The 23,535-nt window shown below is 72.8% G+C and carries 23 protein-coding genes; 11 read left to right on the top strand and 12 right to left on the bottom strand.

Annotated features, from left to right (window positions below; translation table 11 throughout):
• Nucleotides 1-5: 5 nt before the first annotated feature.
• The 7 genes from ureG to AC3IX6_RS02755 form a co-directional block, all read right to left on the bottom strand.
• Nucleotides 6-629, bottom strand: a complete 624-nt coding sequence (ureG, locus tag AC3IX6_RS02785) for an urease accessory protein UreG (protein ID WP_489368581.1) — start codon at nt 627-629, stop codon at nt 6-8.
• 60 nt (nt 630-689) lie between these two features.
• Nucleotides 690-1,415: an urease accessory protein UreF gene (locus AC3IX6_RS02780; protein ID WP_489368580.1), complete on the bottom strand. Its 726-nt coding sequence runs from the start codon at nt 1,413-1,415 to the stop codon at nt 690-692.
• A complete protein-coding gene (gene ureC / locus AC3IX6_RS02775) occupies nt 1,412-3,136 on the bottom strand; it encodes an urease subunit alpha (RefSeq protein WP_489368578.1) in 1,725 nt (574 codons plus the stop codon). Before ureC ends, AC3IX6_RS02780 begins: the two co-directional genes overlap by 4 nt.
• A gap of 2 nt (nt 3,137-3,138) precedes the next feature.
• Nucleotides 3,139-3,684 (bottom strand): urease subunit beta, encoded by a 546-nt coding sequence (locus tag AC3IX6_RS02770; protein WP_489368577.1) that lies wholly within the window; start codon nt 3,682-3,684, stop codon nt 3,139-3,141.
• A gap of 23 nt (nt 3,685-3,707) precedes the next feature.
• Nucleotides 3,708-4,586, bottom strand: a complete 879-nt coding sequence (locus tag AC3IX6_RS02765) for a sirohydrochlorin chelatase (protein WP_489368576.1) — start codon at nt 4,584-4,586, stop codon at nt 3,708-3,710.
• A 3-nt stretch (nt 4,587-4,589) separates the two neighbouring features.
• Entirely contained in the window at nt 4,590-4,895 is a 306-nt protein-coding gene (locus AC3IX6_RS02760; RefSeq protein ID WP_243332378.1) for an urease subunit gamma, read from the bottom strand.
• Between the two features lie 111 nt (nt 4,896-5,006).
• A complete protein-coding gene (locus AC3IX6_RS02755) occupies nt 5,007-5,975 on the bottom strand; it encodes an urea transporter (protein ID WP_489368575.1) in 969 nt (322 codons plus the stop codon).
• Between the two features lie 309 nt (nt 5,976-6,284).
• Here AC3IX6_RS02755 and AC3IX6_RS02750 point away from each other — a divergent pair, with 309 nt between their 5' ends.
• Nucleotides 6,285-7,232: a tellurite resistance/C4-dicarboxylate transporter family protein gene (locus AC3IX6_RS02750; protein WP_489368574.1), complete on the top strand. Its 948-nt coding sequence runs from the start codon at nt 6,285-6,287 to the stop codon at nt 7,230-7,232.
• Nucleotides 7,233-7,482: 250 nt separating this feature from the next.
• On the opposite strand, the gene AC3IX6_RS02745 is transcribed toward AC3IX6_RS02750, so the two are convergent.
• Nucleotides 7,483-8,196 (bottom strand): YoaK family protein, encoded by a 714-nt coding sequence (locus AC3IX6_RS02745; protein ID WP_489368573.1) that lies wholly within the window; start codon nt 8,194-8,196, stop codon nt 7,483-7,485.
• Nucleotides 8,197-8,359: 163 nt separating this feature from the next.
• On the opposite strand from AC3IX6_RS02745, the gene AC3IX6_RS02740 reads away from it, so the two are divergent.
• The 5 genes from AC3IX6_RS02740 (at nt 8,360) to AC3IX6_RS02720 (ending at nt 12,240) form a co-directional block, all read left to right on the top strand.
• Entirely contained in the window at nt 8,360-8,794 is a 435-nt protein-coding gene (locus AC3IX6_RS02740) for a VOC family protein (protein ID WP_489368572.1), read from the top strand.
• A gap of 52 nt (nt 8,795-8,846) precedes the next feature.
• Nucleotides 8,847-9,551 carry a Rossmann-fold NAD(P)-binding domain-containing protein gene (locus tag AC3IX6_RS02735; RefSeq protein WP_489368571.1) on the top strand — a complete coding sequence of 235 codons (705 nt, stop codon included), beginning with the start codon at nt 8,847-8,849 and terminating at the stop codon, nt 9,549-9,551.
• A 72-nt stretch (nt 9,552-9,623) separates the two neighbouring features.
• A complete protein-coding gene (locus AC3IX6_RS02730) occupies nt 9,624-10,838 on the top strand; it encodes an RNA ligase (RefSeq protein ID WP_489368569.1) in 1,215 nt (404 codons plus the stop codon).
• A 4-nt stretch (nt 10,839-10,842) separates the two neighbouring features.
• Nucleotides 10,843-11,811, top strand: coding sequence for a phosphatase domain-containing protein (locus tag AC3IX6_RS02725; RefSeq protein WP_489368568.1), 969 nt, complete (start codon nt 10,843-10,845; stop codon nt 11,809-11,811).
• A 63-nt stretch (nt 11,812-11,874) separates the two neighbouring features.
• Nucleotides 11,875-12,240 carry a PIN domain-containing protein gene (locus tag AC3IX6_RS02720; RefSeq protein WP_489368567.1) on the top strand — a complete coding sequence of 122 codons (366 nt, stop codon included), beginning with the start codon at nt 11,875-11,877 and terminating at the stop codon, nt 12,238-12,240.
• 23 nt (nt 12,241-12,263) lie between these two features.
• On the opposite strand, the gene AC3IX6_RS02715 is transcribed toward AC3IX6_RS02720, so the two are convergent.
• Nucleotides 12,264-12,755, bottom strand: coding sequence for a hypothetical protein (locus AC3IX6_RS02715; RefSeq protein ID WP_489368566.1), 492 nt, complete (start codon nt 12,753-12,755; stop codon nt 12,264-12,266).
• A gap of 266 nt (nt 12,756-13,021) precedes the next feature.
• Here AC3IX6_RS02715 and AC3IX6_RS02710 point away from each other — a divergent pair, with 266 nt between their 5' ends.
• A complete protein-coding gene (locus AC3IX6_RS02710; RefSeq protein ID WP_388499743.1) occupies nt 13,022-13,396 on the top strand; it encodes a YbjQ family protein in 375 nt (124 codons plus the stop codon).
• 257 nt (nt 13,397-13,653) lie between these two features.
• Nucleotides 13,654-14,859, top strand: coding sequence for an MFS transporter (locus tag AC3IX6_RS02705; protein WP_489371714.1), 1,206 nt, complete (start codon nt 13,654-13,656; stop codon nt 14,857-14,859).
• 20 nt (nt 14,860-14,879) lie between these two features.
• Here the strand turns inward: AC3IX6_RS02705 and AC3IX6_RS02700 are convergent, their stop codons facing one another.
• On the bottom strand, nt 14,880-15,548 hold the full coding sequence (locus AC3IX6_RS02700) for a LysE family translocator (RefSeq protein WP_489368564.1): 669 nt from the start codon (nt 15,546-15,548) through the stop codon (nt 14,880-14,882).
• A gap of 25 nt (nt 15,549-15,573) precedes the next feature.
• Here AC3IX6_RS02700 and AC3IX6_RS02695 point away from each other — a divergent pair, with 25 nt between their 5' ends.
• Together AC3IX6_RS02695 and AC3IX6_RS02690 are read left to right on the top strand one after the other, a co-directional pair.
• On the top strand, nt 15,574-16,098 hold the full coding sequence (locus tag AC3IX6_RS02695; protein WP_489368562.1) for a CGNR zinc finger domain-containing protein: 525 nt from the start codon (nt 15,574-15,576) through the stop codon (nt 16,096-16,098).
• Nucleotides 16,099-16,314: 216 nt separating this feature from the next.
• The gene (locus AC3IX6_RS02690; RefSeq protein WP_489368560.1) at nt 16,315-19,752 is read left to right on the top strand and encodes an endo-alpha-N-acetylgalactosaminidase family protein; all 3,438 of its coding nucleotides are present in this window, start codon (nt 16,315-16,317) and stop codon (nt 19,750-19,752) included.
• On the opposite strand, the gene AC3IX6_RS02685 is transcribed toward AC3IX6_RS02690, so the two are convergent.
• Entirely contained in the window at nt 19,730-20,665 is a 936-nt protein-coding gene (locus tag AC3IX6_RS02685; protein WP_489368559.1) for a helix-turn-helix domain-containing protein, read from the bottom strand. The genes AC3IX6_RS02690 and AC3IX6_RS02685 overlap by 23 nt on opposite strands.
• Before the next feature lie 32 nt (nt 20,666-20,697).
• Nucleotides 20,698-21,729 carry a DMT family transporter gene (locus tag AC3IX6_RS02680; protein ID WP_489368558.1) on the bottom strand — a complete coding sequence of 344 codons (1,032 nt, stop codon included), beginning with the start codon at nt 21,727-21,729 and terminating at the stop codon, nt 20,698-20,700.
• Nucleotides 21,730-21,757: 28 nt separating this feature from the next.
• Between AC3IX6_RS02680 and pdxR the strand changes: the two genes are divergently transcribed.
• Nucleotides 21,758-23,347, top strand: a complete 1,590-nt coding sequence (pdxR, locus tag AC3IX6_RS02675) for a MocR-like pyridoxine biosynthesis transcription factor PdxR (RefSeq protein WP_489368556.1) — start codon at nt 21,758-21,760, stop codon at nt 23,345-23,347.
• Nucleotides 23,348-23,535: the final 188 nt, after the last annotated feature.

The following is a 23,535-nucleotide window of genomic DNA, read 5'->3' as shown; positions in this document are numbered from 1 at the left end:
GACGCTCACGCCGGTACCCGGCGGAAGGACTCGATGAAGCTGGCCACGTCCTCCAGGCCCTGCCCGGTCAGGCAGTTGGTCAGGACCACCGGGCGCCCCTCGCGCACGCGGTGCGCGTCGGACTCCATGACGCCGATGTCGCAGCGGACGTACTGGGCGATGTCGATCTTGTTGATCACGAGCATGTCGGACTCGGTGATGCCCGGACCGCGCTTGCGGGGCATCTTCTCGCCCTCCGCGGTGTCCAGGACGAAGAGGAACAGGTCGACCAGGACCGGGCTGAAGGTGAGGGTGAGGTTGTCGCCGCCCGACTCGTAGAGCAGGGTGTCGACATCGGGGAACCGCTCCAGCATCTCGGCGCCCGCGGCCAGGTTCATCGTCGGGTCGTCGCGCACGGCGGTGTGCGGGCACGCGCCGGTCTCCACGCCCACGACGCGCTCGGGGTCGAGCACCCCGGCCAGCGTGCGGCGGACCTGGCGGGCGTCCTCCTGGGTGTAGATGTCGTTCGTGATCACGGCGGGCCGGTGGCCGCGCGCGATCAGCACCGGCACCAGGGCCTCGATCAGTGCCGTCTTGCCGGAGCCGACGGGGCCGCCGACACCGACGCGCAGGACGTTGTCCTCGGTCATCAAAGTCACACACCTTATGTAAAAGACGACTTGAGAAAGGGAGCGGAGCCGGGCGCCGGGCTATGTCGCGAACAGCCGTGCCTCGGCCCGCTCGTGACGGCCCGACATCACGTCCGCCATCGGAACGCACCCGCCCAGATCGGCGAGTTCACGGCGCAGGGCCGCCCCCGCCACCTCCTCGATGACGGGTGCGATCCCGCGCAGCACCACCTGCGCCTTGCGGTGGTCCGTGAGCCGCAGCCGCAGCGCGGCCCCGGTGAAGCTGGCCGCGTAGGCGAACAGATCGCTCACGACGGCCTGTTCGGCCGGAACGCCGGCGGCCGCGTATGCGACCCCGGCGGCCACGGCCTGCGATCCGGGAGCCTGCTTGGCCGCCACGAGCTCCGCGTACCGTTCGAGGGGCTCCCCGCCGATGCACTCGCGGGCGAGGTCCAGCAGCTGGCGGCCGGTACGGGTGGCGGCGCGGCGCAGCCCCTCGTTCAGCTTGGCCGCGTTCAGCCGCCGGTCGGTCTCGGCCAGGGCCTCCCAGTCACCGGCCAGCGCGGCCCGGTGGGCCAGCGCCAGCGCGGTGGCGTCGGAAGGCCCCACCGCGTGCCGCAACAGGTCGGCCAGGAGTCCCGGTACGCCCTCGGGGGTCACGGCCTTGGCCTGGGCGTAGCCCTCCAGGCCGTGGGAGAGGGTGTAGAAGCCGCTGGGGAAGGCCGAGTCGGTGAGCTGGAGGCTGACCAGCAGGGCTTGTACCGGCGTCACCGCCGCGGGGTTCACGGCCTGATCGGCTGCGTTCATGCCAGGTAGAACAGGTGGTTCAGGGGCAGTTCACGGGCCGGCTCGATGGTGGCCGGCACCCCGTTGAGGGTGACCTTGTAGGTCTCCGGGTCGACCGAGATGACCGGGAGGGCGTCGTTGCGGACCATGTGCTGCTTGCCGACGGTGCGGCAGTGCCTGACCGGCAGGACCTTGCTGTCCAGGCCCAGCTTCTGCGGGACGCCCAGATCGATCGCGGCCTGCGACATGAAGGAGACCCGGGTGGCCTGCTTGGCCTTGCCGTAGGCGCCGAACATCGGCCGGTAGTAGACCGGTTGCGGGGTCGGGAGCGAGGCGTTGGGGTCGCCCATCAGCGCCCAGTTGATCAGTCCGCCCTTGATGACCATCTTCGGCTTGGCGGCGAAGGAGCCGATCGGCCACAGCACGATGTCGGCGAGCTTGCCCGTCTCCAGGGAGCCGATGTGCTCGGCGGTGCCCGTGGCGATCGCCGGGTTGATCGTGATCTTGGCGAGGTAGCGCAGGGCGCGGAAGTTGTCGTTGCGCTCGGTGTCGCCGTCGAGCTTGCCGCGCTGGTCCTTGCAGTGGTGCGCGGTCTGGAAGGCGCGGGTCCAGGACTCGCCGATGCGGCCCATGGCCTGGGAGTCGGAGGAGAAGATCGAGATGACCCCCTCGTCGTGCAGCACGGTCTCGGCGGCGATCGTCTCGGCGCGCACGCGCGAGTCCGCGAAGGAGACGTCCTCGGGGATGTCGTGCGACAGGTGGTGACAGACCATCACCATGTCGAGGAGCTCGTCGACCGAGTTCACCGTGTACGGCAGCGTCGGGTTGGTGGAGGAGGGCAGGACGTTGGGCTCGCCCGCCACCCGCATGATGTCGGGGGCGTGGCCACCGCCCGCGCCCTCGGTGTGGAAGGTGTGGATGGTGCGCCCGTCGATGGCCGAGCGGGTGTCCTCGAAGAACCCGGACTCGTTCAGGGTGTCCGTGTGCACCGCGACCTGTACGTCGTAGGCATCGGCCACGTCGAGGGCCTTGCTCAGCGCGGCCGGGGTGGTGCCCCAGTCCTCGTGCACCTTCAGGCCGCAGACGCCCGCCTCGACCTGCTCGATCAGGGCTTCCGGCAGCGAACCGTTGCCCTTGCCCAGCAGGCCGACGTTGACCGGCAGGTCCTCGGACGCCTGGTACATGCGGCCGATGTTCCACGGACCCGGGGTGCAGGTGGTGCCGTTGGTGCCGTCGGAGGGGCCGGTGCCGCCGCCGATGAGGGTGGTGATGCCGTTGGACAGGCCGTGCTCGGCCTGCTGCGGGGCGATGAAGTGGATGTGGCTGTCGATGCCGCCGGCCGTGGCGATCATGTGCTCGCCCGAGATGACCTCGGTGCCGGGCCCGATGACCAGCTTGGGGTGGACCCCGGACTGGGTGTGAGGGTTGCCGGACTTGCCGAGGCCCGCGATGAACCCGTCCTTGATGCCGAGGTCGCCCTTGACCACGCCCAGGATCGCGTCCATGACCACCACGTTGGTGATGACCAGGTCCAGGGCCCCCTGCAGGTTGGTGGCCTGCGGGTCCTGCGCCATGCCGTCGCGGATGCCCTTGCCGCCGCCGTAGACGGCCTCGTCGCCGTAGTGGCCCTCGTTGTGGTCCTTCTCGACCTCGATGACCAGGTTGGTGTCCGCCAGGTGGAAGCGGTCGCCGACGGTCGGCCCGAACAGGTCGGTGTACTGCTTGCGGCTCAGGACAGCCATCGCTACTTGTCGCCCTTCTTGGAGGTCTTGGACTTCTTGGCGGCCGCGGTCTTGGCGGGTGCCTTGGCGGCGGGCTTCGCGGCCGGCTTCGCGGCGGGCTTCGACGCCGGCTTCTTCGGGGCCTCCACGGCCGGCGCGGCGGCCTGCGCGGCCGCGGCCTGCTGGGCCGACTCCACACGCGCTCCCAGGAATCCGAGCTCGACGGCCCTGTTCATGGCGCGGACGCGGGTGTCGGTGGAACCGAGGCCGCCGTTGGTCAGCGAGCTGAAACCGATCAGCCGGCCGTGGCCGCTGTACGCGGTGAGTTCGACCTCGCGGGTGTCGCCCGGCTCGAAGCGGACGCCGGTGCCGGCGGGGAGGTCGAGGTGCATGCCGTAGGAGGCGTTGCGGTCGAAGTCGAGGGCTCGGTTCACCTCGAAGAAGTGGTAGTGCGAGCCGACCTGGACGGCACGGTCACCGGTGTTGGAGACGGTGACCTTGGCCTTGCGGCGGCCGGCGTTGATCTCTACGGTGCCTTCGCCGTAGAGGTATGAGACGCCACCTGACATGGTGGTACTTCCCTTCCTTCGGTTCAGTGGGGGGAATGGCCGTGCGGGTGGCCGTGACCGTGACCCCGGCCGTCCGCGCGGCGGTGGCTCTCGCCGTGAGCGTGGGTGTGCGCGTCCGTGTGGTGTGCGTCCGGGTCCGCGTCGTGGTGGTGGTCCCCGCCCGGGCCGTGGGAGTGCGCGTACCCGTGCCCGTGCTCGGCGTCCAGGCCCTCGGCCACGCCGTCCCGACCGTGGGCCAGCCGGTGCAGCGCCTCCTGCGTGCGGGCCCGTACGACCTGGGCGATCGCCGCGTCAGACAGCAGCGGACCGGTGTCCAGGACCCCGGCCGGTAGCTCGCTGGGCGGGGCGAACGCGGCCCGGACCAGGGAGACGTGGCCGGCGCCGAGACGGCGGCACCGCTCCGCGCCCTCCGCCAGGTCCGGGTCACCGCCGTCGAAGGCGACCTCGACCCAGCGGTGGTGCCCGTACTGGCGCACCAGCCGGGCCACCCGGAACAGGTCGGCGTCCTCGAAGGGACCCGCGGCGGGTGCGGTGACCAGAACGGCGGAGGTGTCGGGAGCCTCGCGCACCGCCTTCAGGGCGGCGGTACGGAGCCACGCCGTGAGGTGGTCCACGGTGGCGAAGGGGGGCGCCAGCACGAGCCGCCCGGGCTCCTCCCCCCGGCTCAGCCAGCGCAGCGCGCGGGCGCAGTCGGCGATCAGCCCGGGGTCGCGCCCCAGCGTCATCGGGACCACGCACACCGGCTCGGGCGAGGCGGCGAGCGCCGCGCGCACGGCTTCGGCCAGCGGTCGGCCGGGGTGCGCGGCGCCCGCCGCGGCGCCGCCCTCGTGACCGCCGGCCAGGACGACGCAGGCCGCCGATTCCGGTGCCCGGCCCGGCCGTTCGGGTGCGATGGCCGCCACCGCTCAGGCGCCGACGGGGTCGTGGCAGGAGACGAGCTTGGTGCCGTCCACGAAGGCGGCCTCGACCTGGAGCAGCGGAAGCATCTCCCGTACGCCCTTCATGACGTCGGCGGCGGAGACGATCTGCTTGCCGAGCTCCATGCACTCCGCGACGGTCCTGCCGTCGCGGGCACCCTCGAGGATGCCCTCGCTGATCAGGGCGCAGGCCTCGCTGTAGTTGAGCTTGACGCCCCGGTCCCGCCGCTTGCGGGCCAGGTCGGCCACGACGTAGATCCAGAGCTTGTCCATCTCACGGGGAGCGAGATTCATCGGTCACTCACTTTCGGCTCTCAAGGTGGTTCAGGTGCTGCTCGTGGTGCTGGTGCCGCCGGCGGTGCCAGTGCGGCCGTTCTTGCTGCGGCGGCGCCGGCTGAGGTGGTGTCAGGTCCGTTGCAGCCGGGGGATCTGGGGGACGGCGGCGACGAAGACGACCGTGGTCAGGACGAACGGCCAGGTGAAGGTGTGGCCGCCGAACGGGGCGAAGAAGGCGGTCATCGCGGCCGTGAGTCCGGTCGCCGCCGCGGCGCCCAGGACGGCGAACGCGAAGCTCCAGTGGGAGCGGACGAGGAAGACGCCGCACAGGGCCATCGCGACGAGCACGCTGCTGTAGCCCATGAGCCCCTGCGAGACCCCCTCGGACGGTGAACCCATCGCCCAGGCGACGAAGATGGCCGTGACGCTGCCGACGCAGGCCATGACCCCGGCGACCCGGCTGGCCACGAAGATGCCCGCGAGGAAGATCAGGCCGACGTACCACTGCGGCATGAAGAAGATCTGGCCGACGTTGGCGAAGAAGGCGCGCCAGAGCTGGCCCCAGTCCAGCTCCGTGGTGCCGCTGGCGGCCCCGGGCAGCGCCGCCAGATCGGGGCCGGTGTGCCACACCCGGGAGAAGCTGGGCGCCGCGATGGTCATGACGCTCGCGATGATGCAGAACGGCGCGGTGAACGTGGGGATGTTCCAGGTGTCGAGGACGGTGGCCAGCGCCGAGGTGACGACCACCACCGTGATGCTGCCGCCGATCGCGAGCAGCAGCGTGGACAGGTGGTCCCACCCGAGGAAGACGGCGAACCCGAGCGAGACGAGCGTGCCGTTGAAACCGCGCAGGCCGGCCGAGACGATCTCGCGGTCGATGCCGAACGCGTAGGCGGTGGCGGTGCCGACGACCGCGCCGAGGAGGCCGTAGAGGGCGTACTGCCAGCCGGCGGCGGCCAGGGCGGCCAGGAAGAAGATGCCCGTGATCGCGCTCGGCATGAAATCGACCTGGGCGACACCGCGCAGGACTTCCTGGATGAAGCTCGCGGGTTGGGCGGGAGGGGCCTGGCGTGCGGGCTCCGTTTCCAAGGCCTGCATTTCATTCTCCCATGTGCAAAAAGAGAGGGCCCTGAAGGGCCCGTTAATCGGCGGTGCGTTGACGACGACAGTACCGGTGAATCGGATCAATTCCGCCTGGGCGTGGGCGTGTCGGGATATGCCGGAGAATGCGGCCGGGTTGTCATAAATGTGTTCGTCATTCCCGCCTTTGTGGAGGGAAATAGGATCGGAATATCGAATATCGAATGGTGGGGGAGGGGTCCTTCATCGCGCCCGGAAGGGTCATCGCCGCCGCCGCGATGGCGCGCCGCGGCGGCCCGGCCCGCCCCGGTGGTGTCCCTTGGCAGGGTGCGAGTCCTTGCGGGTGCCCGGTGGTGGGCCGAGCTGTCGCCGGCCGCCGGCGCCGCCGTCATGGCGGCCGGGATCATCTCGGCCGGCCTGCACCTGATCGGCCGGGACGCGCTGTCCATCGCCGCACTGGTCGTCTCCGCCGCGCTGTGGCTCGTCCTCGCCGCCGACTTCACCGCCCGGCTCCTGGGTGACCGCCGGCGGTTCCGCGCCGAGGCCGACACCCCGGCCGCCCTCACCGCCGTGGCCGCCACGACCGTGCTCGGCGCCCGGCTCTCGCTCCTCGGATGGCAGCCCGTGGCCTTCGGGCTGCTGGTGCTGGCCGCCGCGCTCTGGCCGGGACTGCTGGTCGCCGTACTGCGGCACTGGGGCTACCGGATGCCCGGTGCGGCGTTCCTCGTCTGCGTGGCCACCCAGGGGCTCGCCGTCCTGGCGGGCACCCTGGCCGCCCCGACCGGCCGCGACTGGCTCGGCCGGGCCGCGCTGGCCGCCTTCTGCCTGGGGCTGCTGCTCTACGCCGAGGCCCTCGTGCGCTTCGACTTCCGCCAAGTGGTCTCGGGCGCGGGCGACCACTGGGTGGCCGGCGGGGCGCTCTCCATCACCGCCCTCGCCGGATCCGGGCTCACGGCGTCACCGCTGTGGTCGGGATGGGCGCACGCGGGGCTCCGTACCGTCACCCTGGCGGCCCTCGGCCTCTCCCTGGCCTGGTACGCCGTGCTCCTCACCGCCGAGGCGGTCCGGCCGAGGCCCCACTACGACATCCGGCGCTGGTCGAGCGTGTTCCCGCTCGGCATGACGGCGACCGCCTGCCTCTCGGCGGCCGCCCCGACCGGGGTGCACTGGCTGCGGCCCCTCGGTGCGGTGCTGCTCTGGGTGGCGGTGGGGGCGTGGGTGCTGACCTTCGTGGCATTCCTCGTGGAGCGCGGACAGGACCGTCCGCGGAAGTGAGGGTGCGGGAATGGGGGCGGCGGTGGATCGAAATGCGTGACCGGAGACCGGAACGCCATCGCGGAAACGCCGGCCTGGGAACGCCGCCGCCGAAAGCCCGACTTCGTATCGGCGCCGCCGGGGAATTCCGTTGCGTACGGCCGGAAAGGCCTTGCGGGCATGGAGTGACGGCTGAACACGCCCGCCGTGGAGGGTGCTTGCAGGGCCGACCTGCCCGCCGCCCGGCGCGCGCCGGAGGCGAGTCCGGCCCCTACGGCCGGCGCCCGGTGCCGTCCCACCGGGGGGAGAGGGTCACACAGCCCAACAGGAGCACGGCCAAGGCCAGTGCCCATGCCGCTCCATGACGGAGTGTCAGCAGGCCGCCGGCGAGGGCTCCGAGGAGCAGGGCCACGACCGTCACGAGGCGGCGGAGCGGCCCCGGCCCCCACGGATCGGCCGCCAGTCCGGTCAGGGCCCTGGTGACGACGGTGGTGGTGAGATCGGGGACGGCGAGCCGGTGGACGACGGCGTTCTGCAGGCCCATGCCGAGGGCGAGCAGGGCGATGACGCCCGGCGGCCCGGCGCCGAGCACGGTCAGGGCGAGCGCCCCGCCCACCAGGACCGTCTGGACCGCCACCAGCGGCGCGAACATCCTGGCCGCCTCGGTGGTCCGGCGCAGCCGGCCGGCGGCCGCCGCTCCGGCCAGGAAGGAGCCGACGGCGAGCAGGGAGTCCGGGGCGGACAGGGAGCGGTCCCCGGCGATCGCGAAGCCGAGGAAGACCACGTTGCCCGTCATGTTGGCCACGAAGACGTGGCCGAGGCCCAGGTAGCTCACCGCGTCGACCACACCGCTGACGAAGGTGAGGACGATCAGCAGCGGGGGCAGCACCCCGTGGGGAGACGCGGCGCCGTCCGCCTCCGGCGGGAACAGCCGCGCGGCCAGGGGACGCAGGACCCCGCGCCGCCGGGGTGGGGTGGAGGTCATGGGGTGCCTCTGGTCATCGCGTGGGCCGGTCCGCGACGGGCGGCTTGGCGCGCCCGGGGAGGGGGAGCGGAGGGGACGTCGTCCCCGGACATGCTAGCGATGCCGAGTACGCGCGGGGAGGAGCGACCCGCGTGCGGCGGGGCGCTCCGGGTAGGGTCGCCGCATGGCTTACACGTTCCAGGTCACCGTGGACTCCGCCGCCCCGCACGCCCTCGCCGACTGGTGGGCCGACGCCCTCGGATGGGAAGTCGAGCCCAGCGACGAGGAGTTCATCCGCAAGATGATCGACGCCGGGCGGGCGACCGAGGATGACACCACCACCCACCGGGGCGTCCTCGTCTGGAAGGCGGGCCAGGGGATCCGCCACCCCGAGGGCCTCGAACGGGCGCCCCGCATTCTCTTCCAGTTCATCGAGGAGCCCAAGACCGTCAAGAACCGCGTCCACCTCGACGTCCGCACCGGCGAGGACGACCCGCGGGCCCTGGTCGAGCGGCTCCTCGCGAAGGGGGCCGAGCACCTGCACGAAGGCAATCAGGGCCCCTTCGTCTGGACCACCCTCGCGGACCCCGAGGGCAACGAACTGTGCGTCTCCCACTGACGGCTGCCGCCTGATCCGGCCCGATCGACAAGACACCCCCTAGGGTGGCCCCGTGAACGTCATCCTCTTCGGTGCGACCGGCATGATCGGGCGCGGCGTGCTGCGCGAGTGCCTGCGCGACGAGTCCGTCGACAGCGTGCTCGCCGTCGGCCGCAGCCCCCTCGCCGTCACCCACCCCAAGCTGCGCGAGCTCGTCCGGGCCGATCCGACCGACCTGTCGGTGCCCGGGCCGGACCTGGCCTCGTACGACGCGTGCTTCTTCTGCCTCGGCGTCTCCTCCTTCCGCATGAAGGAGGAGGAGTACCGGCGGATCACCTACGACCTGACGCTCGCCGCCGCCCGTCCCCTCGCCGCCGCCAACCCGCGGCTGACCTTCGCCTACGTCTCCGGCGAGGGCACCGACAGCACCGAGGGCGGCCGCTCCATGTGGGCCCGGGTCAAGGGGAAGACCGAGAACGACCTGCTGAAGCTCCCCTTCGAGGCGTACATGTTCCGGCCGGGGATCGTGCAGCCGGACCGCGGCATCCCCTCCAAGACCCCGCTCTACCGCGCCGGTTACGCCGTCACCGCGCCGCTCTTCCCGATCCTGCGCCGCTTCGCACCCCACCTCGTCACCACCACCGGGGCACTCGGCCGCGCGATGATCGCCGTCGCCGCGGCCGGGCCCGGTGACGCCGGCACCCAGCGGATCCTGCGGCCGCGCGACATCAACCGGCTGGGCGGCGAAGACCCGCACAGGGCGAAGGACCTGCGGTAACGGGCCGATATTCGGTTTCGGCCAGGTCCTCCCGCACCCGAGAATGAGGCATCTCGAACCGGGAGGAACCCCATGAGCCAGGACCGCCTGACTCTGCACGACCTGATGCCCGCGCAGGCGCTGACCGAGGCCATCGACGCCGGATACGTGGCCCGCAAGGCACACCCCGAGCTGCCGCTGTCCCTCTACAGCTACACCCGGACCGCCCAGTACGAGCAGGTCTGGAACCAGGTCACCACGCGCTGCCGCGGACTCGTCGCCGACGACGTCACCGGCGAGATCGTCGCGCTGCCGCTGCCCAAGTTCTTCAACGTCGGCGAGCACGAGGCGGGCCGGCCGTACGCGCCGGCCCTGCCGGACGACGAGCCGTTCGAGGTGTACGACAAGGTCGACGGCAGCCTCGGGGTGCTCTTCCACTACGCCGGGAAGTGGCGGGCCGCCTCCAGGGGGTCCTTCACCAGCACGCAGGCCGTCTGGGCGCAGCGCCGCCTCGACGGACGCGACACCTCGGCGCTGGTCCCCGGCACCACCTACCTCGCGGAGATCGTGTACCCGCAGAACCGCATCGTCGTGGACTACGGGGACCGCCGCGACCTGGTCCTGCTCGCCGCGTACGGAGCGGACGGCGCCGAGGTGCCGCTCGCCGAGGCCGCCGGTCACTGGCAGGGCATCGGCTCCGTGGTCAAGGTGTGGCCCGCCATGCCGCTCGGCGAGCTGCTCGCGCTGACCGGGTCCAGCACCCTGCCGGGCGGCGCCGCCGCGACCGGTACCGACGCGGAGGGCTTCGTGCTGCGCTTCGCCTCGGGCGTCCGGGCCAAGGCGAAGATCGCCGAGTACGTACGCCTCCACAAGGTGCTCACCGGGGTGACCGAGCGGGACATCTGGCGCGGCCACGGCATCCAGCGGTTCGCCGGACTGCCCCTCAAGCAGCTCGCCCAGGGCCTGAACTGCACCGTCGCCGACATCGAGGCCTCGGGCGGCAAGCCGCTCGACGCCCTGCTGGAACAGGTGCCCGACGAGTTCGACCACTGGGTGCGCTCGGTGATCGAACGCCTGGAGGCCGAGGCCGCGCTCCGCGAGCGCGCCATCGACGAGGCGTACGCCTCGCTGGCCCACCTGGCCGGCGACCGGGGCGCGTTCGCGCGCGCCGCCAAGACGACGATCCGCGACAGCGGGGTCCGCGGCGCACTGTTCCAGCGCCTCGACGGCAGGACGACCGAGATGGTCACCTGGCGGCAGGTGCGGCCCGAGGCGTCCGACCCCTTCACGAACGACGAGGAGAACTGAACCCGTGTCCGAAGCACCCGAAACCGAGACCCCCGCGCCCCCGGCCGCGCCCCCCGCGCTGCCGGTGGTCCACGTCATGACGGGTCTGCCGGCCTCCGGGAAGACCACCGCCGCGCGCGCCCTCCAGGCGGAGTCCGGCGGCCGGATGCGCCGCGTCAACCTCGACGACCTGCGGGCCATGCTCGACGTGCCGGACCCCGAGCGCGCGCGTTCGTACAAGCACGAGCAGACCGTGCTGGACATCCAGGACGCGGCCGTCAGCGCGGCCGTCGAGGGCGGTTTCGACGTGGTCGTCGACAACACCCACCTGACCTCGTACATCCCCAAGCGGCTCAAGGCGGCCGTGGCGGGACGGGCCACCTTCGTCGTGCACGACTACACCGACGTGCCCGTGGAGGAGTGCCTGCGGCGCGACGCCGCGCGCGAACGCCAGGTCGGCGAGGAGATCATCCGGATACTCGCGGACAAGCACGCGAAGGCGAAGAAGGGCGGCTGGCGGCTCACCGCGGACTGGCTCAACGACCAGCCGGACGTGTCCCCGTACGTCGCCGACCCGGCGCTGCCCGCGGCGGTCATGTGCGATATCGACGGCACGCTCGCGATGACCGGCGACCGCAATCCGTACGACTTCTCGCGCTGCGGCCTCGACACGCTGAACGCCCCGGTGCGCGACGCGCTGGACTCCTTCCGGCGGGCCGACGGAAACACCATCGTGCTGCTGTCCGGGCGGGGCGAGGAGCACCGGGAGCCGACCGAGGCCTGGCTGCGGGAGCACGAAGTCCCGTACGACGAGCTGTGGATGCGGGCGGCGGGCGACACGCGCCGCGACGACATCGTCAAGGCGGAGCTGTTCAACGCGCACGTACGCGACCGGTACGCGGTCCGGGTCTCCCTGGACGACCGCGACCGCGTGGTGGCCATCTGGCGCCGGATGGGTCTGGCGACCTGGCAGGTCAACTACGGCGACTTCTAGTACGGCCGGTACGGCGGGCCCGCCCGGTACGGCGGCTTCCGGCCGGCTCGCCATACTGGGGAGGTGGACGAGCCGAACGTACTGATCGTGGACGGTGCCAACGTCGTGGGATCCGTGCCGGACGGCTGGTGGCGGGACCGGCGCGGCGCCGCAGAGCGGCTGCGCGACCGGCTGGCGCTGCGCGACGCGGGCGAGGAGATCGTCCTCGTCGTCGAAGGCGCCGCGCGGGGCGTCGCATCGGTGCCCGGCGTCCGGGTCGACGAGGCGCCGGGCAGCGGCGACGACCGGATCGTGGAGCTCGCGGCCGCCTGCGCGGAGCGCGGCGGGTGCGTGGTGGTCACGGCGGACCGGGAACTGCGGACACGGGTACGGGCGTACGGTGCGCGGTGCGTGGGGCCGCGAACCGTACGCCCGGAGATGCGGCCCTAACGGGTGTGCCGCGGGGGCGGTGCCTAGGAGCGGCAGTAGCGGACCTCGCCCAGGTTCTTGACGTAGCGGGCGGAGACCCAGCGGTCGTCGCGGTCCTTGGCGGCCTTCGCCGACTTCGGGGTCATCGCGCCCTGGCGGTCCTCGTCCATCGAGTTGTGGTCGTCGCGCTCCTTCAGCAGGTACCAGAGGTTGTTGCCGTCGACCCGCTCGCCGCGCGTCTTGCAGTCGATGGAGAGCTTCTCGTGCGGGTGCACCCGGCCCACCTTGTGGGAGTGGGTGGTCGGCCTGCTGCGGACGGTCAGGGAGCCGCGCGAGATGACGACGCCGCGGGCGTGCTTGCGGTTGCCGTACTCGTCGTCCCGGCCGTAGTCGTCTTCCTCGTCGTCGGCAGGGGACGTCAGGACCGGGCCGCGGGGTACCGAGTGGTCGGCCGCGACGGCCGTGCCCGCCCCGACCAGGCCGAGCACCAGGCTTCCGGCGGTGAGGGCGAGGATGGTCCTGGTGGGCTTCAGCATGAGCCGGCTCCTCCGAGAATACGTCCGCCCGGCCGCGGCACGCGGCACGGGGCGGCAACCAGGCGGTTGCCAGGGACGACTATGGCGACGCAGAGCCGGAAGGTCCCGCTGACGCACCGTGACTTCGCCCGATATGCCCAATATCCGACTCCGCCCGGGTGCGCAACCCGGTTGCTCCGAAGCCCCGGCCCGGAGCCCCCGTCCGAAGCCCCGGCCCCCCTCCGCTCCGGATGCGGGCACCGCGCGGCGCCGCCAGAGTGGATGCCATGGGTATCGACGATTACGGCGGCGGCCCCGGCGCACAGCAGACCGGTGTGATGGTGGTGACGACGAACGACGTCCCCGGCTACCGGGTCGAGCAGGTCATCGGCGAGGTCTTCGGCCTCACCGTCCGCTCCCGCCATCTGGGCAGCCAGATCGGCGCCGGCCTGAAATCGATGATCGGCGGCGAGCTGAAGGGCCTCACCAAGACCCTGGTGGAGACCCGCAACCAGGCCATGGAACGCCTCATCGAGCAGGCGAAGGCGCGCGGCGGGAACGCCGTGCTGATGATGCGCTTCGACGTGACCGAAGCGGCCGACGTCGGCACCGAGGTGTGCGCGTACGGGACGGCCGTCATCCTGGTGCCGGCGAGCACCTAGGGGGAGAGTTCCGCGGGTCCACCCTTGGCGATCACCTCGACGGGGCTCTAACCTCCCGTGGTGATCTGCGAACACATACGCGAAACCGAGTCGGTCCGCCCTGACTCCGGAGCCGCCGGGGCCGCCGGGGCCGCGACGTGACCGGGCCCCTGGACCCGCGCACCGCGGGACGCCGCTACGTCACCGCCTGCGTCCTCTACTGGTTCCCCGTGGGACTGGCCGTCAGCCCGCTGATCCTGCTCTTCACCGAGCGCGGCATGTCGCTGACCGCCGTCGCCGCGTTCTTCGTCGCGCACTCCGTCACCGCCGCCGTACTGGAACTGCCCACCGGCGGACTCTCCGACGTGCTGGGCCGCCGCGCCGTGCTGGCCGCGGCCGGCCTGCTGAACCTGACGGCCTTCACCCTCCAGGGCCTGGGCACCGCGCCCTGGGTCCTCGCCCTCGGGATGGCCCTCATGGGCGCGGGGCGCGCGCTGTCCAGCGGGCCCGCCGAGGCCTGGTACGTCGACACGGTCCAGGCCCACTCCGGCCCCGACGCCGAACTGCGCACCGGCCTGGCCCGCGGCGGCTCCGCGGTCTCCGCCGCGCTCGCGGCGGGCACCCTGCTCGGAGGCGCGCTCCCCTGGCTGCTCGCCCAGGGCGACGGAGTCGCCGCCCGGCTGAACCGGGCGACCTCCGGGCTGGTGCTCCCGCTCTCCACACCACCGCTGCTGGGCGCGGTCGTGGTGACGGCCTTCGTGCTGTACGTCCTCACCGCCCTCCCCGAGCCGCCCCGCGCGCCGAGCACCCTGCGCTCCGTGCTCCACGGCATCCCGGCCACCATCGCCGAGGGAGTACGGCTGGGCGGCCGCGATCCGCTGATCCGCCGGGTGCTGCTGAGCGCGGCGGCCGCGGGCGGCGCCCTCGCCGCGCTCGAACTGCTGACACCGGGCCGCGCCGCTTCGTTCACCGGGGCGCCGGAATCGGGCGCGATGCTCTTCGCCGTGCTCGCCTGCGCCGGTTTCCTCTGCTCCGGACTCGGGAACCACCTCGCACCCCTGACCGCCCGGCTCGCGGGCAGCGGCGAGCGCGCGGTCCTGCTGGGCCTGGGCGCCGGCGCGAGCGGACTGCTCCTGCTCGGCGCCACCGCCGTGGCGGCGGGCCCGGTCGCGCTGGTGCTCGCGATCCTCGGCTACGGGCTGGTCTACCTAGGCCTCGGCGCGGCGGGACCGAGCCAGAACGAGCTCCTGCACCGCCGGGTGCCGAGCGCGGGACGGGCCACGGCACTCTCCGTCCAGTCCCTCGCCCTGCAACTGACCGGGGGTCTCACCGGCCTGCTCGTCGGCGTGCTGCCGCGGGGCCCGCTGCCCTGGCTGACGGGGGGCGCGATGCTGCTGGCGGGCGCCCTGCTGTGGATCCGGCGCGTCGAGCCCGCAGCCTCGTACCCGACCCCCCGAGAGGTGGAGGGAGCCGAGCCGGCCTAGGCCATCTGGCCGGGGAACGGTCAGGCGCGGGCTCGGGCAGGCACCTCGCGGACGAGCAGAAGTGCCACGGCGCCCAGGAGGGTGCCGGTGATGCGGCGTTGCGCGGCGGCCCAGCTCGGGCGTCGGCCGAGGAAGGCGGCGACGGCGCCGGCGGCGATGACGACCAGGGCGTTGACGGTCAGGCTCACCGTGATCTGGACCGACCCGAGGGCCAGGCCCTGCACGGTCGGATGCCCGCGGCGCGGGTCGATGAACTGCGGTATCAAGGTGAGGTACATGATCGCGGCCTTGGGGTTGAGCAGGTTCGTCACCAGCCCCATGCGGAAGAGCCGGGCCGGGCTGTCACGGGGAACGTCACGGACCTCGAACATGCCCCGCCCTCCGGGGCGCAGGGCCTGCCAGGCGAGGTGGACCAGATAGAGGACGCCGGCGGCTTTGAAGCCGATGAACAGCCAGGGCACGGCGACGAACACGACCGCGAGGCCGAGGTTGCCCATCAGCATGTAGGCGACGAAGCCGACGCCGGTGCCGGCCAGGGAGACGAGCCCCGCAGCGCGCCCCTGGCTGATGCTGCGCGATACGAGGTAGATCATGTTGGGCCCGGGGGTCAGCGCCATGACCAGCGCGGTGAGTGCCATCCCGAGGACGGACAGGGCGGCCACGGGCGAGGACAGCGAGGTGAGAGACATGTCCTCACCCTGATGTAATCCCCTTATGCATCTCAACCCTTACGGCGAGTACGCCGTGCTCCTCGCCCGCTCCCTGGCCGACGACTGGCCCGGCACCCGGGCGGGGATCGTCGAGCGGACCCGCGAGTTCGGCATGACGATGCCCTTCCCCGAGCGGCCCGACGACCACGCCCGCTGCCGGGCGGTGATCGACGACTGGATCAGGGTCGTCGACGCCCGCGACCCGAACGAGCGGGCCACGATCCTCAACGAGCAGATGGCCGCCGCGACCGCCTATCCACGCCTGACCGACCACAACGGCGAGGGCTGGCACCTGCACTATCGCGACGTCGACGACGACCTGGCACGCGTCCTGCACGCCGTGTTCAGCGTCGGCACGGCACTGCACCTGACGACTCGTGGCATGCACCGCCTCGGCCGGTGCGCGGCCCACCCCTGCGCGAACGTCGTCGTCGACACCTCGCGGAACGGCACCCAGCGGTACTGCTCACCACGCTGCGGCAGCCGCGACGCCGTCCGCCGGCACCGTGCCCGTCAGCGCGCGCGGTGACGAGCGGGGTGACGAGCGCGGTGCCGAGAGCGGTGACGACTCGCGCCGCGACCGGTCGCCCACCCGACCCACCCGTCACATAAGTCCAGGACGGGGCGCGGCTTTGTCCATGGGCCTGCCGGGCCGCGGTCCGCAGGCTGTCAGGTCAGTGAGCGGACCGCAGGCCTCCACGGTGTGCGGTCTTCCGCCCAGGAAGAGCCGACTCCCGGAGGTCCGATGCGAACCCCCCTCTGGCCGGCCGCAGCCGCGGTGGCCGGTCTCGTGGCCACCTTGGTCGTGGCCGTGCCCGCCGCCCCCGCCGTGGCGGCCGGCCCCGTGACGATCGCCTCGCCCGAGCTGTCCGTCAGCGTGGACAGCGCCTTCCCCCGCGTCATCAGCTACACCCGCACCGCCACCGGGGACGTGCTGAACGGCAACGAGGACACCATCGGCGCGATCGTCGTCAACGGAACCACCTACACCCCCACCGTCACCGCCACCCCCTCCGCCTCCGGCGTGGACTACGCGCTGGCCTTCTCCGGAGTGACCATCAGGTCCCGGCTCTCGGTGACCGGTTCGGTGGTGGAGTTCAAGGTCACGGCGGTCGAGGACACGGCCGCCCTGCGCGTACGCAGCTTCGCCATCCCCCACCACAACCTCGTCAGCGTCCGCAGCAACCAGAGCGGCGCCGCGCTCTCCACCGCGAAGATGCACACCGCCACCACCGGCACCGGGGACACCTTCGCCCCCATCACCGCGAATACCCCGGTGGACGCCTCCGCGACGACCGTGATGTACGGGCTGGCCAACACCGGCAAACTGGCCGCGGCCATCGACTCCAACTCGTACTACGACGCCCCCTCGGGCGCCACCGCCAACGAGAACGGCCGGATCAGCAAGCAGGTCACCGACAAGGGCACCTACCGCCGGGCCGGCCTGTGGAGCGGATCCTGGCTCTACCGGGCCTCGGGCGCGGCCGACACCGACACCGAGCCGCTGCCCTACGTCCGGGTCGCGATCACGGCCGACCGCAACGCCGACTCCACCGTGGACTGGCAGGACGCGGCGGTCGCCTACCGCGACATCTGGACCGCTCCCACCGGCTGGCAGCAGACCGCCGACCGGGTCGTGCAGCGGATCCCCTTCAACTTCGCCTCCGCGGCCACCCACCCCTTCGCCGAGACCCTCGACGAGACCAAGCGGGTCAACCTCGCCACCGACGGCCTCGGCCAGTTCGTCCTGCTCAAGGGGTACGCCTCCGAGGGCCACGACTCGGCCCACATGGACTACAAGAACATCGGCTCCAAGCTCGGCGGCGCCACCGACCTGAACACCCTCACCACCGTCGGCCACACCTACAACGCCGACTTCGGCGTCCACATCAACGCCACCGAGGAGTACCCGGTCTCGGCCACCTTCGACCCGGCCCACCAGACCGGCGGCCTCGGCTGGGACTGGCTCGACCAGTCGTACTACGTGGACACCCGCAAGGACGGCCAGTCCGGCGGGCGCCTCAAGCGGCTCCAGGACCTCAAGGCGGCCGCCCCCGGCCTGGACTTCCTCTACGTGGACGTCTGGTACGGCGACGGCTACCTCTCGCGCAAGCTCGAACGCGAGATCGGCGGCCTCGGCTACCAGCTCGCCACCGAGTTCCCCGCCTCCCTGACCGGACAGTCCCTCTGGCACCACTGGGCCACCGACGTCAACTACGGCGGCACCGACCTCAAGGGCATCAACTCGAACATCGCCCGCTTCATCGCCAACCACACCAAGGACGACTGGATCGCCGCCAACCCGCTGCTCGGCGGCGCGGAGATCACCGCCTACGAGGGCTGGCAGGGCAAGCGGGACTTCACCTCCTTCCTCACCACCACCTTCGCGACCAACCTGCCGACCAAGTACCTCCAGGAATCCCCGATCGTGAAGTGGACCGCGGGCGCGGTCACCCTTGCCAACGGCACCACCGTCACCACCTCCGGGAACACCCGCAAGATCACCACGGCCGGCCGGACCGTCCTCGACGGCTCCGCCTACCTGCTCCCGCGCGACGGCAAGCTCTACCACTGGAACGACAAGGCCGCCTCCACCACCTGGACCCTGCCGGCCGGCTGGTCCTCGCCCAAGTTGTACAAACTGACCGACACCGGCCGCCAGTTGGTCGGCGACCTGGCCGTCACCGGCGGACAGGTCACCATCAACGCCGCCGCCAGGACCGGCTACGTCGTCACCAACGGCGCCGCCCCCGCCCAGGCCGACCCGAACTGGGGCGAGGGCGCCCCCGTCAAGGACCCCTCCTTCTTCTCCGGCAACCTGAACGCCTGGACCGTCACCGGATCCGGCGCCGCCGTCACCCGCAACGCCCAGGGGCAGAACGAGCTCACGATGGCCGCGAGCACCGCGCCCGCCGTCTCCCAGCAGCTCACCGGACTCGCCCCCGGCACCTACGCCGCCTCCGTCTGGGTCTCCACCCCCGCCGGACGCGCCGCCACGCTCACCGTGACCCCGGCCGGAGGCGCGGCGGCCTCCGTCCACGCCGACTCCTCCACGCTGACCAACAACCTCGGCGGCAGCGAGAAGAACGGCACCAAGATGCAGCGCATGAAGGTGCTCTTCGACGTCCCCGCGGGGCAGTCGGCGGCCACCCTCAAACTGTCCGCGGCCTCCGGCTCCGGCACCGTCTACCTGGACGACGTACGGGTCGTCCGCTCCGCCCGCACCCCGCTGAACGGCCATTGGTTCACCGAGGACTTCGAGAACGTCGACGCGGGCTGGGGCCCCTTCGCCTTCGGCGGCGCCGGCGGCTCTGCCACCGACCCGCGCACCCACATCGCCCAGCGCAACGCCCCGTACACCCAGGCGGGCTGGAACGGAAAGCTGGTCGACGACGTGATCAGCGGGCAGAACTCGCTGAAGTCGCACGAGGAGCGGCAGGGCCTGGTCTACCGCACCCTCCCGCAGACCCTGCGGCTGACGCCCGGCCGCTCGTACAAGGTCACCTTCAGCTACGAGAACGGCTTCAGCGGGGACTACCAGTTCATCACCGGCTCCGGCAGCACCGAGACGGCCACCGCGCTGAACCAGGCCCGGACGGCCACCACCTTCACCAAGACCTTCACCGCGGGGACCGACGCCTGGATCGGCGTACGGAAGGTCACCGGCGAAGGCTCCCACAACGAGGCCGACTTCATCCTCGACGACCTCGCCGTCGACGACCTGGGCACCGGAGGCGGCGGCGAACTGCTCGTCCCGCAGACGCAGATGAGCGTCAAGGCCGTCGACAGCCAGGAGACCGCGGGCGAGAACGGCGCCGCGGCCAACGTGCTCGACGGGGACAGCGCCACCATCTGGCACACCCAGTGGTACCAGGCCACCGCGCCGATGCCGCACGAGATCACCCTCGACCTCGGCGCCTCGTACAACGTCTCCGCCCTGCACTACCTGCCCCGGCAGACGCAGAGCAACGGACGCATCGCCGACTACCAGGTCCTGACCTCCACCGACGGCGTCACCTGGGGCACGGCGGCCGCCTCCGGCACCTTCGCCAACACCACCGCCCAGCAGGACGTCGCCTTCACGGCGCGCACCGCGCGCTACGTCAAGCTCAAGGCCACGAGGGAGGTTTCGGGCAATCCGTGGACGGCGGTCGCGGAACTCAACATCGGCTACCTGCCGTGACGCCTCCCCGCGGTGCCGGGGCCGGCGGTGCCGGTTCGGGGGGTGACGGCTCCCGGGGCGGATGGAGCCGGCGCGCCGACTGCTGTTGCACCGACTGCTGTTGGCGGAACCGGACGGGCGCCACGCCCACCCGGCGGCTGAACAGCCTGCTGAAGTAGGCGGCATCCTCGTAACCGACCCGCCGGGCGACCCCGGCGACCGGCAGGTCGGTCCGGGCCAGCAGCTCCTTCGCCCGGCTCAGGCGGATGCCGAGGAGGTACTCCTTGACCCCCTCCCCGGTACTGCCCCGCACCGCCCCGCGCAGCTCGGGGAGGCTCATCCCGAGCCGGGCCGCGTGCTCGGCCACCGAGATCGGCAGCAGCGCGTCCCGGGCCAGGGTGTCCATCACGGCGTCCCCGTGCCGCGACACCCCGGCCCGGGCGTAGCGCAGCGCGACGAGCAGCCCGTGCACGGCCGCGGCGGCCTCCACCTCCAGCAGGGGGCCGCCGAGGCGGGCCGCCCGGACGATCCCGTCGACCACGTGCCGCACCCCGGCCGTGCCGCTGAGCGGGACCAGCGGCCGGTCGGGGGTGACGTAGCCGAGGTCGGTGTACGCCTCCACGCTGTGGCCGGCGAAATCCACGAAGCACTCGTCCCAGCCAGTCTGCGGATCGGGGCCGTAGTGGTGCTCCACCCCGGGCACGAGCCACAGCAGGGCCGGGGCCGTCACCGGCTGTGGGGCCCGCCCGCCGTGGCTGAACCAGCCCCGGCCGGCGCAGACCACCACCGCGACGTGGTGGTCGAGCACGCGCGGGCCGACCACCGGCAGCTCGCCCTGCTGCACCCCCACACCGAGGCACACCAGGCCGAGCCGGCGGTGGTTGGCGGTCGGCGAGAAGTACCGCATCCAACTGCTGTACGGAGGCGTTGCCATCTGCGGATTGTGATCCACAAGGCGGGGCGCGCTCAAGGGGCCGCGGACTCCTGGGCGTTACGAGGCTTTCGCGCATCGGGGGCGACCGGCGCGACGGCGGTGACCAGCGGGACGGCGGGGGCGGGCGAGCCCGGCGCGACCGGGACCACCGGCGTGGGCGGCGTGGCCGCCGGCCCGCCCGGGGCCCGCTCCGGCCGGAGTCCGAGAGCCAGCCCGGCGACCACCACGGCCAGGCCCAGCCACACCGCCGGCCCCGGCACCCCGCCGCCGGTCACGGCTCCCGCGCCCGCCGCCGCGAGCGGCGCCACACCGGCCAGCAGACCGGCCCGGCCGGCGCCCACCGCGGCCACGGTGCGGTACCAGAGGAGGAAGGCCACCGCCGTCACCAGGACGGCGAGGTATCCGACGGCCGCCCATTGGCGCGGGCTCACCGACACGAGCTCGGAGGGCCCCTCGACGCACACCGTGAGCACCGCCAGCATCACCGCGCCCAGCCACACCGCGTGCAGCGAGACACCCCACGGGCCGTGGCGCCGCAGCACCGGTACCGCGAGCAGAGTGAAGGCGGCCTCGCAGCCCAGCGCGAGGGCGGCCCAGCCCACTCCCGCCGCGTCGGTCCGGCCGGTTCCCTCCACCAGGACCGCACCGGCGACCACCACCAGCGCGGCCAGCAGCACCCGGGGGCTCGGCCCGCGGCCCTCCAGCAGCGGCCCGATCACCCCGAGCAGGATCGGTGCCGAGGCCACGGCGACGGCGATGACGGCCGGTTCCGCGTGCGCGACGCCCCGTACGACGGCCACGTTGAACAGCACCAGACCGGTCGCGGCGACCCCGGCCAGCCACAGCCACTCCCGGCCGCGCGGGGCCCTGATCGGCACCCGGGTGAGGCGGGCCAGGCCGTACAGGAGCAGCGCGGCCACCGCGTAACGGGCTGCCTGCACACCGAAGAGCGGGGCGTCGACGAGGGAGCGGGAGACGGTGACGCTGCTGCCGACGAGGGCCATGCCGGCCATGCCGGGGGCGAGATCGCGCAACTGCCGGGTCGAAGGGGGCGAAGTGCTCATACGTCGAGCCTGGCGCCACAATGGACCCGTGGACAGGTCCAAAGAGAGCGCCATCCAGGGGTCCGAAGTGGCGAGAGCCCAAGCAGCGTGGTCCGGAGCACCGACATCCGAAGCGGCCGGGTCGGACTTCCTCCAGCTCGACATCGGCCGGGCTCCGGCCGGCGGCCGTACCGACTGGCTCGCCGACCGGCTGCGTGCCGCCATCGCCGACGGCACGCTCGCCGTCGGCTCCAGACTCCCCGCCAGCCGCGTCCTCGCCGCCGAACTCCGGGTCTCCCGGGGACTCGTCACCGAGGCGTACCAGCGGCTGGCGGAGACCGGCCAGGTGGCCGGTCGCGGCCGCGCGGGGACCGTGGTGGTGGCCGCCCCGGTGACCGAGCGGCCGCCCCCGTCCCGGCCCGCCCGGTCCGGGGCCACGGATCCGGCCCGCCCCTTCGCGGGGCCCCGGGGCGGACTCGTCGACGCGCTGCGCGCCGCCCCGTGCCGGATCGACCTCTCGCCCGGGGCGCCCGACCTGACCGCGTTCCCGCGCACGGCCTGGCTCCAGGCGGAGCGCCGGGTCCTGGCCGACCTGACCCCCGCCGACTTCGGCTACGGGAACCCGCAGGGCACGCCCGCACTGCGCGAGGCGATCGTCGGCTGGCTCGCCCTGAACCGCGGGATCCGGGCCACCCCCGACGAGGTGGTCGTGGTGGCGGGCGTGGCCCAGGCGCTGGGGCTGCTGGCCCAGGTGCTGCGGGCGGAAGGCGTACGGCGCGTCGCCGTGGAGGACCCCGGCTCGCTGGGGGCACGCCAGCAGCTGGAGCACGGGGGCATGGAGCTCCTGCCCGTACCGGTGGACGGGGGCGGCATCGACACCGCGGCCCTGGCGGCCGGCCCGGCCCAGGCGGTGGTGCTGACACCGGCGCACCAGTTCCCGACCGGAGTCGTCCTCGACGGCGAACGGCGCCGCGAGCTGCTCGGCTGGGCGGCGGCCGGGGGAGTCGTCATCGAGGACGACTACGACGCCGAACACCGCTACGACCGCGCCCCCGTCCCCGCCCTGCGGGCCCTGCTCCCGGAGGCCGTCTGCTACACCGGAAGCGTATCCAAACTCCTCGCCCCCGCCCTGCGACTGGGCTGGCTGCTGGTCCCGCCGCGCCGGCTGGACGCCGTGATCGAGGCCAAGCGCTACGCCGACCTCGGCAATCCCGTCCTCGCCCAGCTGGTGCTGGCCCGGCTGATGGCCTCGGGGGAGCTGGAGCGCCACCTGCGCTTCGTCCGCCGGCGCCACCGGGCCCGCCGGGACGCGATGCTCCGCGCGATCGCCGCCGAACTGCCCGGCGCGCGGGTGCACGGGGCGGCGGCCGGACTGCACCTGATGGTCACCTTCGAGGGGGCGGGCGGCTCCGGCACCCCGGCCGGCTTCGACGACACCGCCCTCGCCGCCGCGGCCCTGGACCTCGGGGTCAAGGCGCACCCCCTGTCCTGGCACCGGGTGGCCCCGGGGGCTCCGGGCCTGGTCCTCGGCTACGCGGCGGGTACGGCGGGGGAGATCGAGGAGGGCGTGGCCGTGATCGGCACGGCCCTGCGGCGGCTGCGGGAGGGACGGGTCCCGCGGGGGCGCCGCCGGGCCTGAGCGGGCGGCCCCGTGCCTGAGGGGGCGGCCCCGTGCCTGAGGGGCCGCGCGGCCTGAGGGGTCCGCGCCGGGTCCGAGGGGCCGCGCCCCGGGGCCGCGAAAAGTTTTTCGGGAACGGCGGCAACCTCCCGGGCACTCGCGCGTCGTGCGGGGGTGAAGGGCGTGATCCCGCGCCCCCGCAGCCGACC

This window comes from Streptomyces sp. GL_141, from assembly GCF_057834385.1.
Note: the sequence above shows the minus strand (reverse complement) of the source record. Positions and strands in the feature narration are given on the sequence as shown.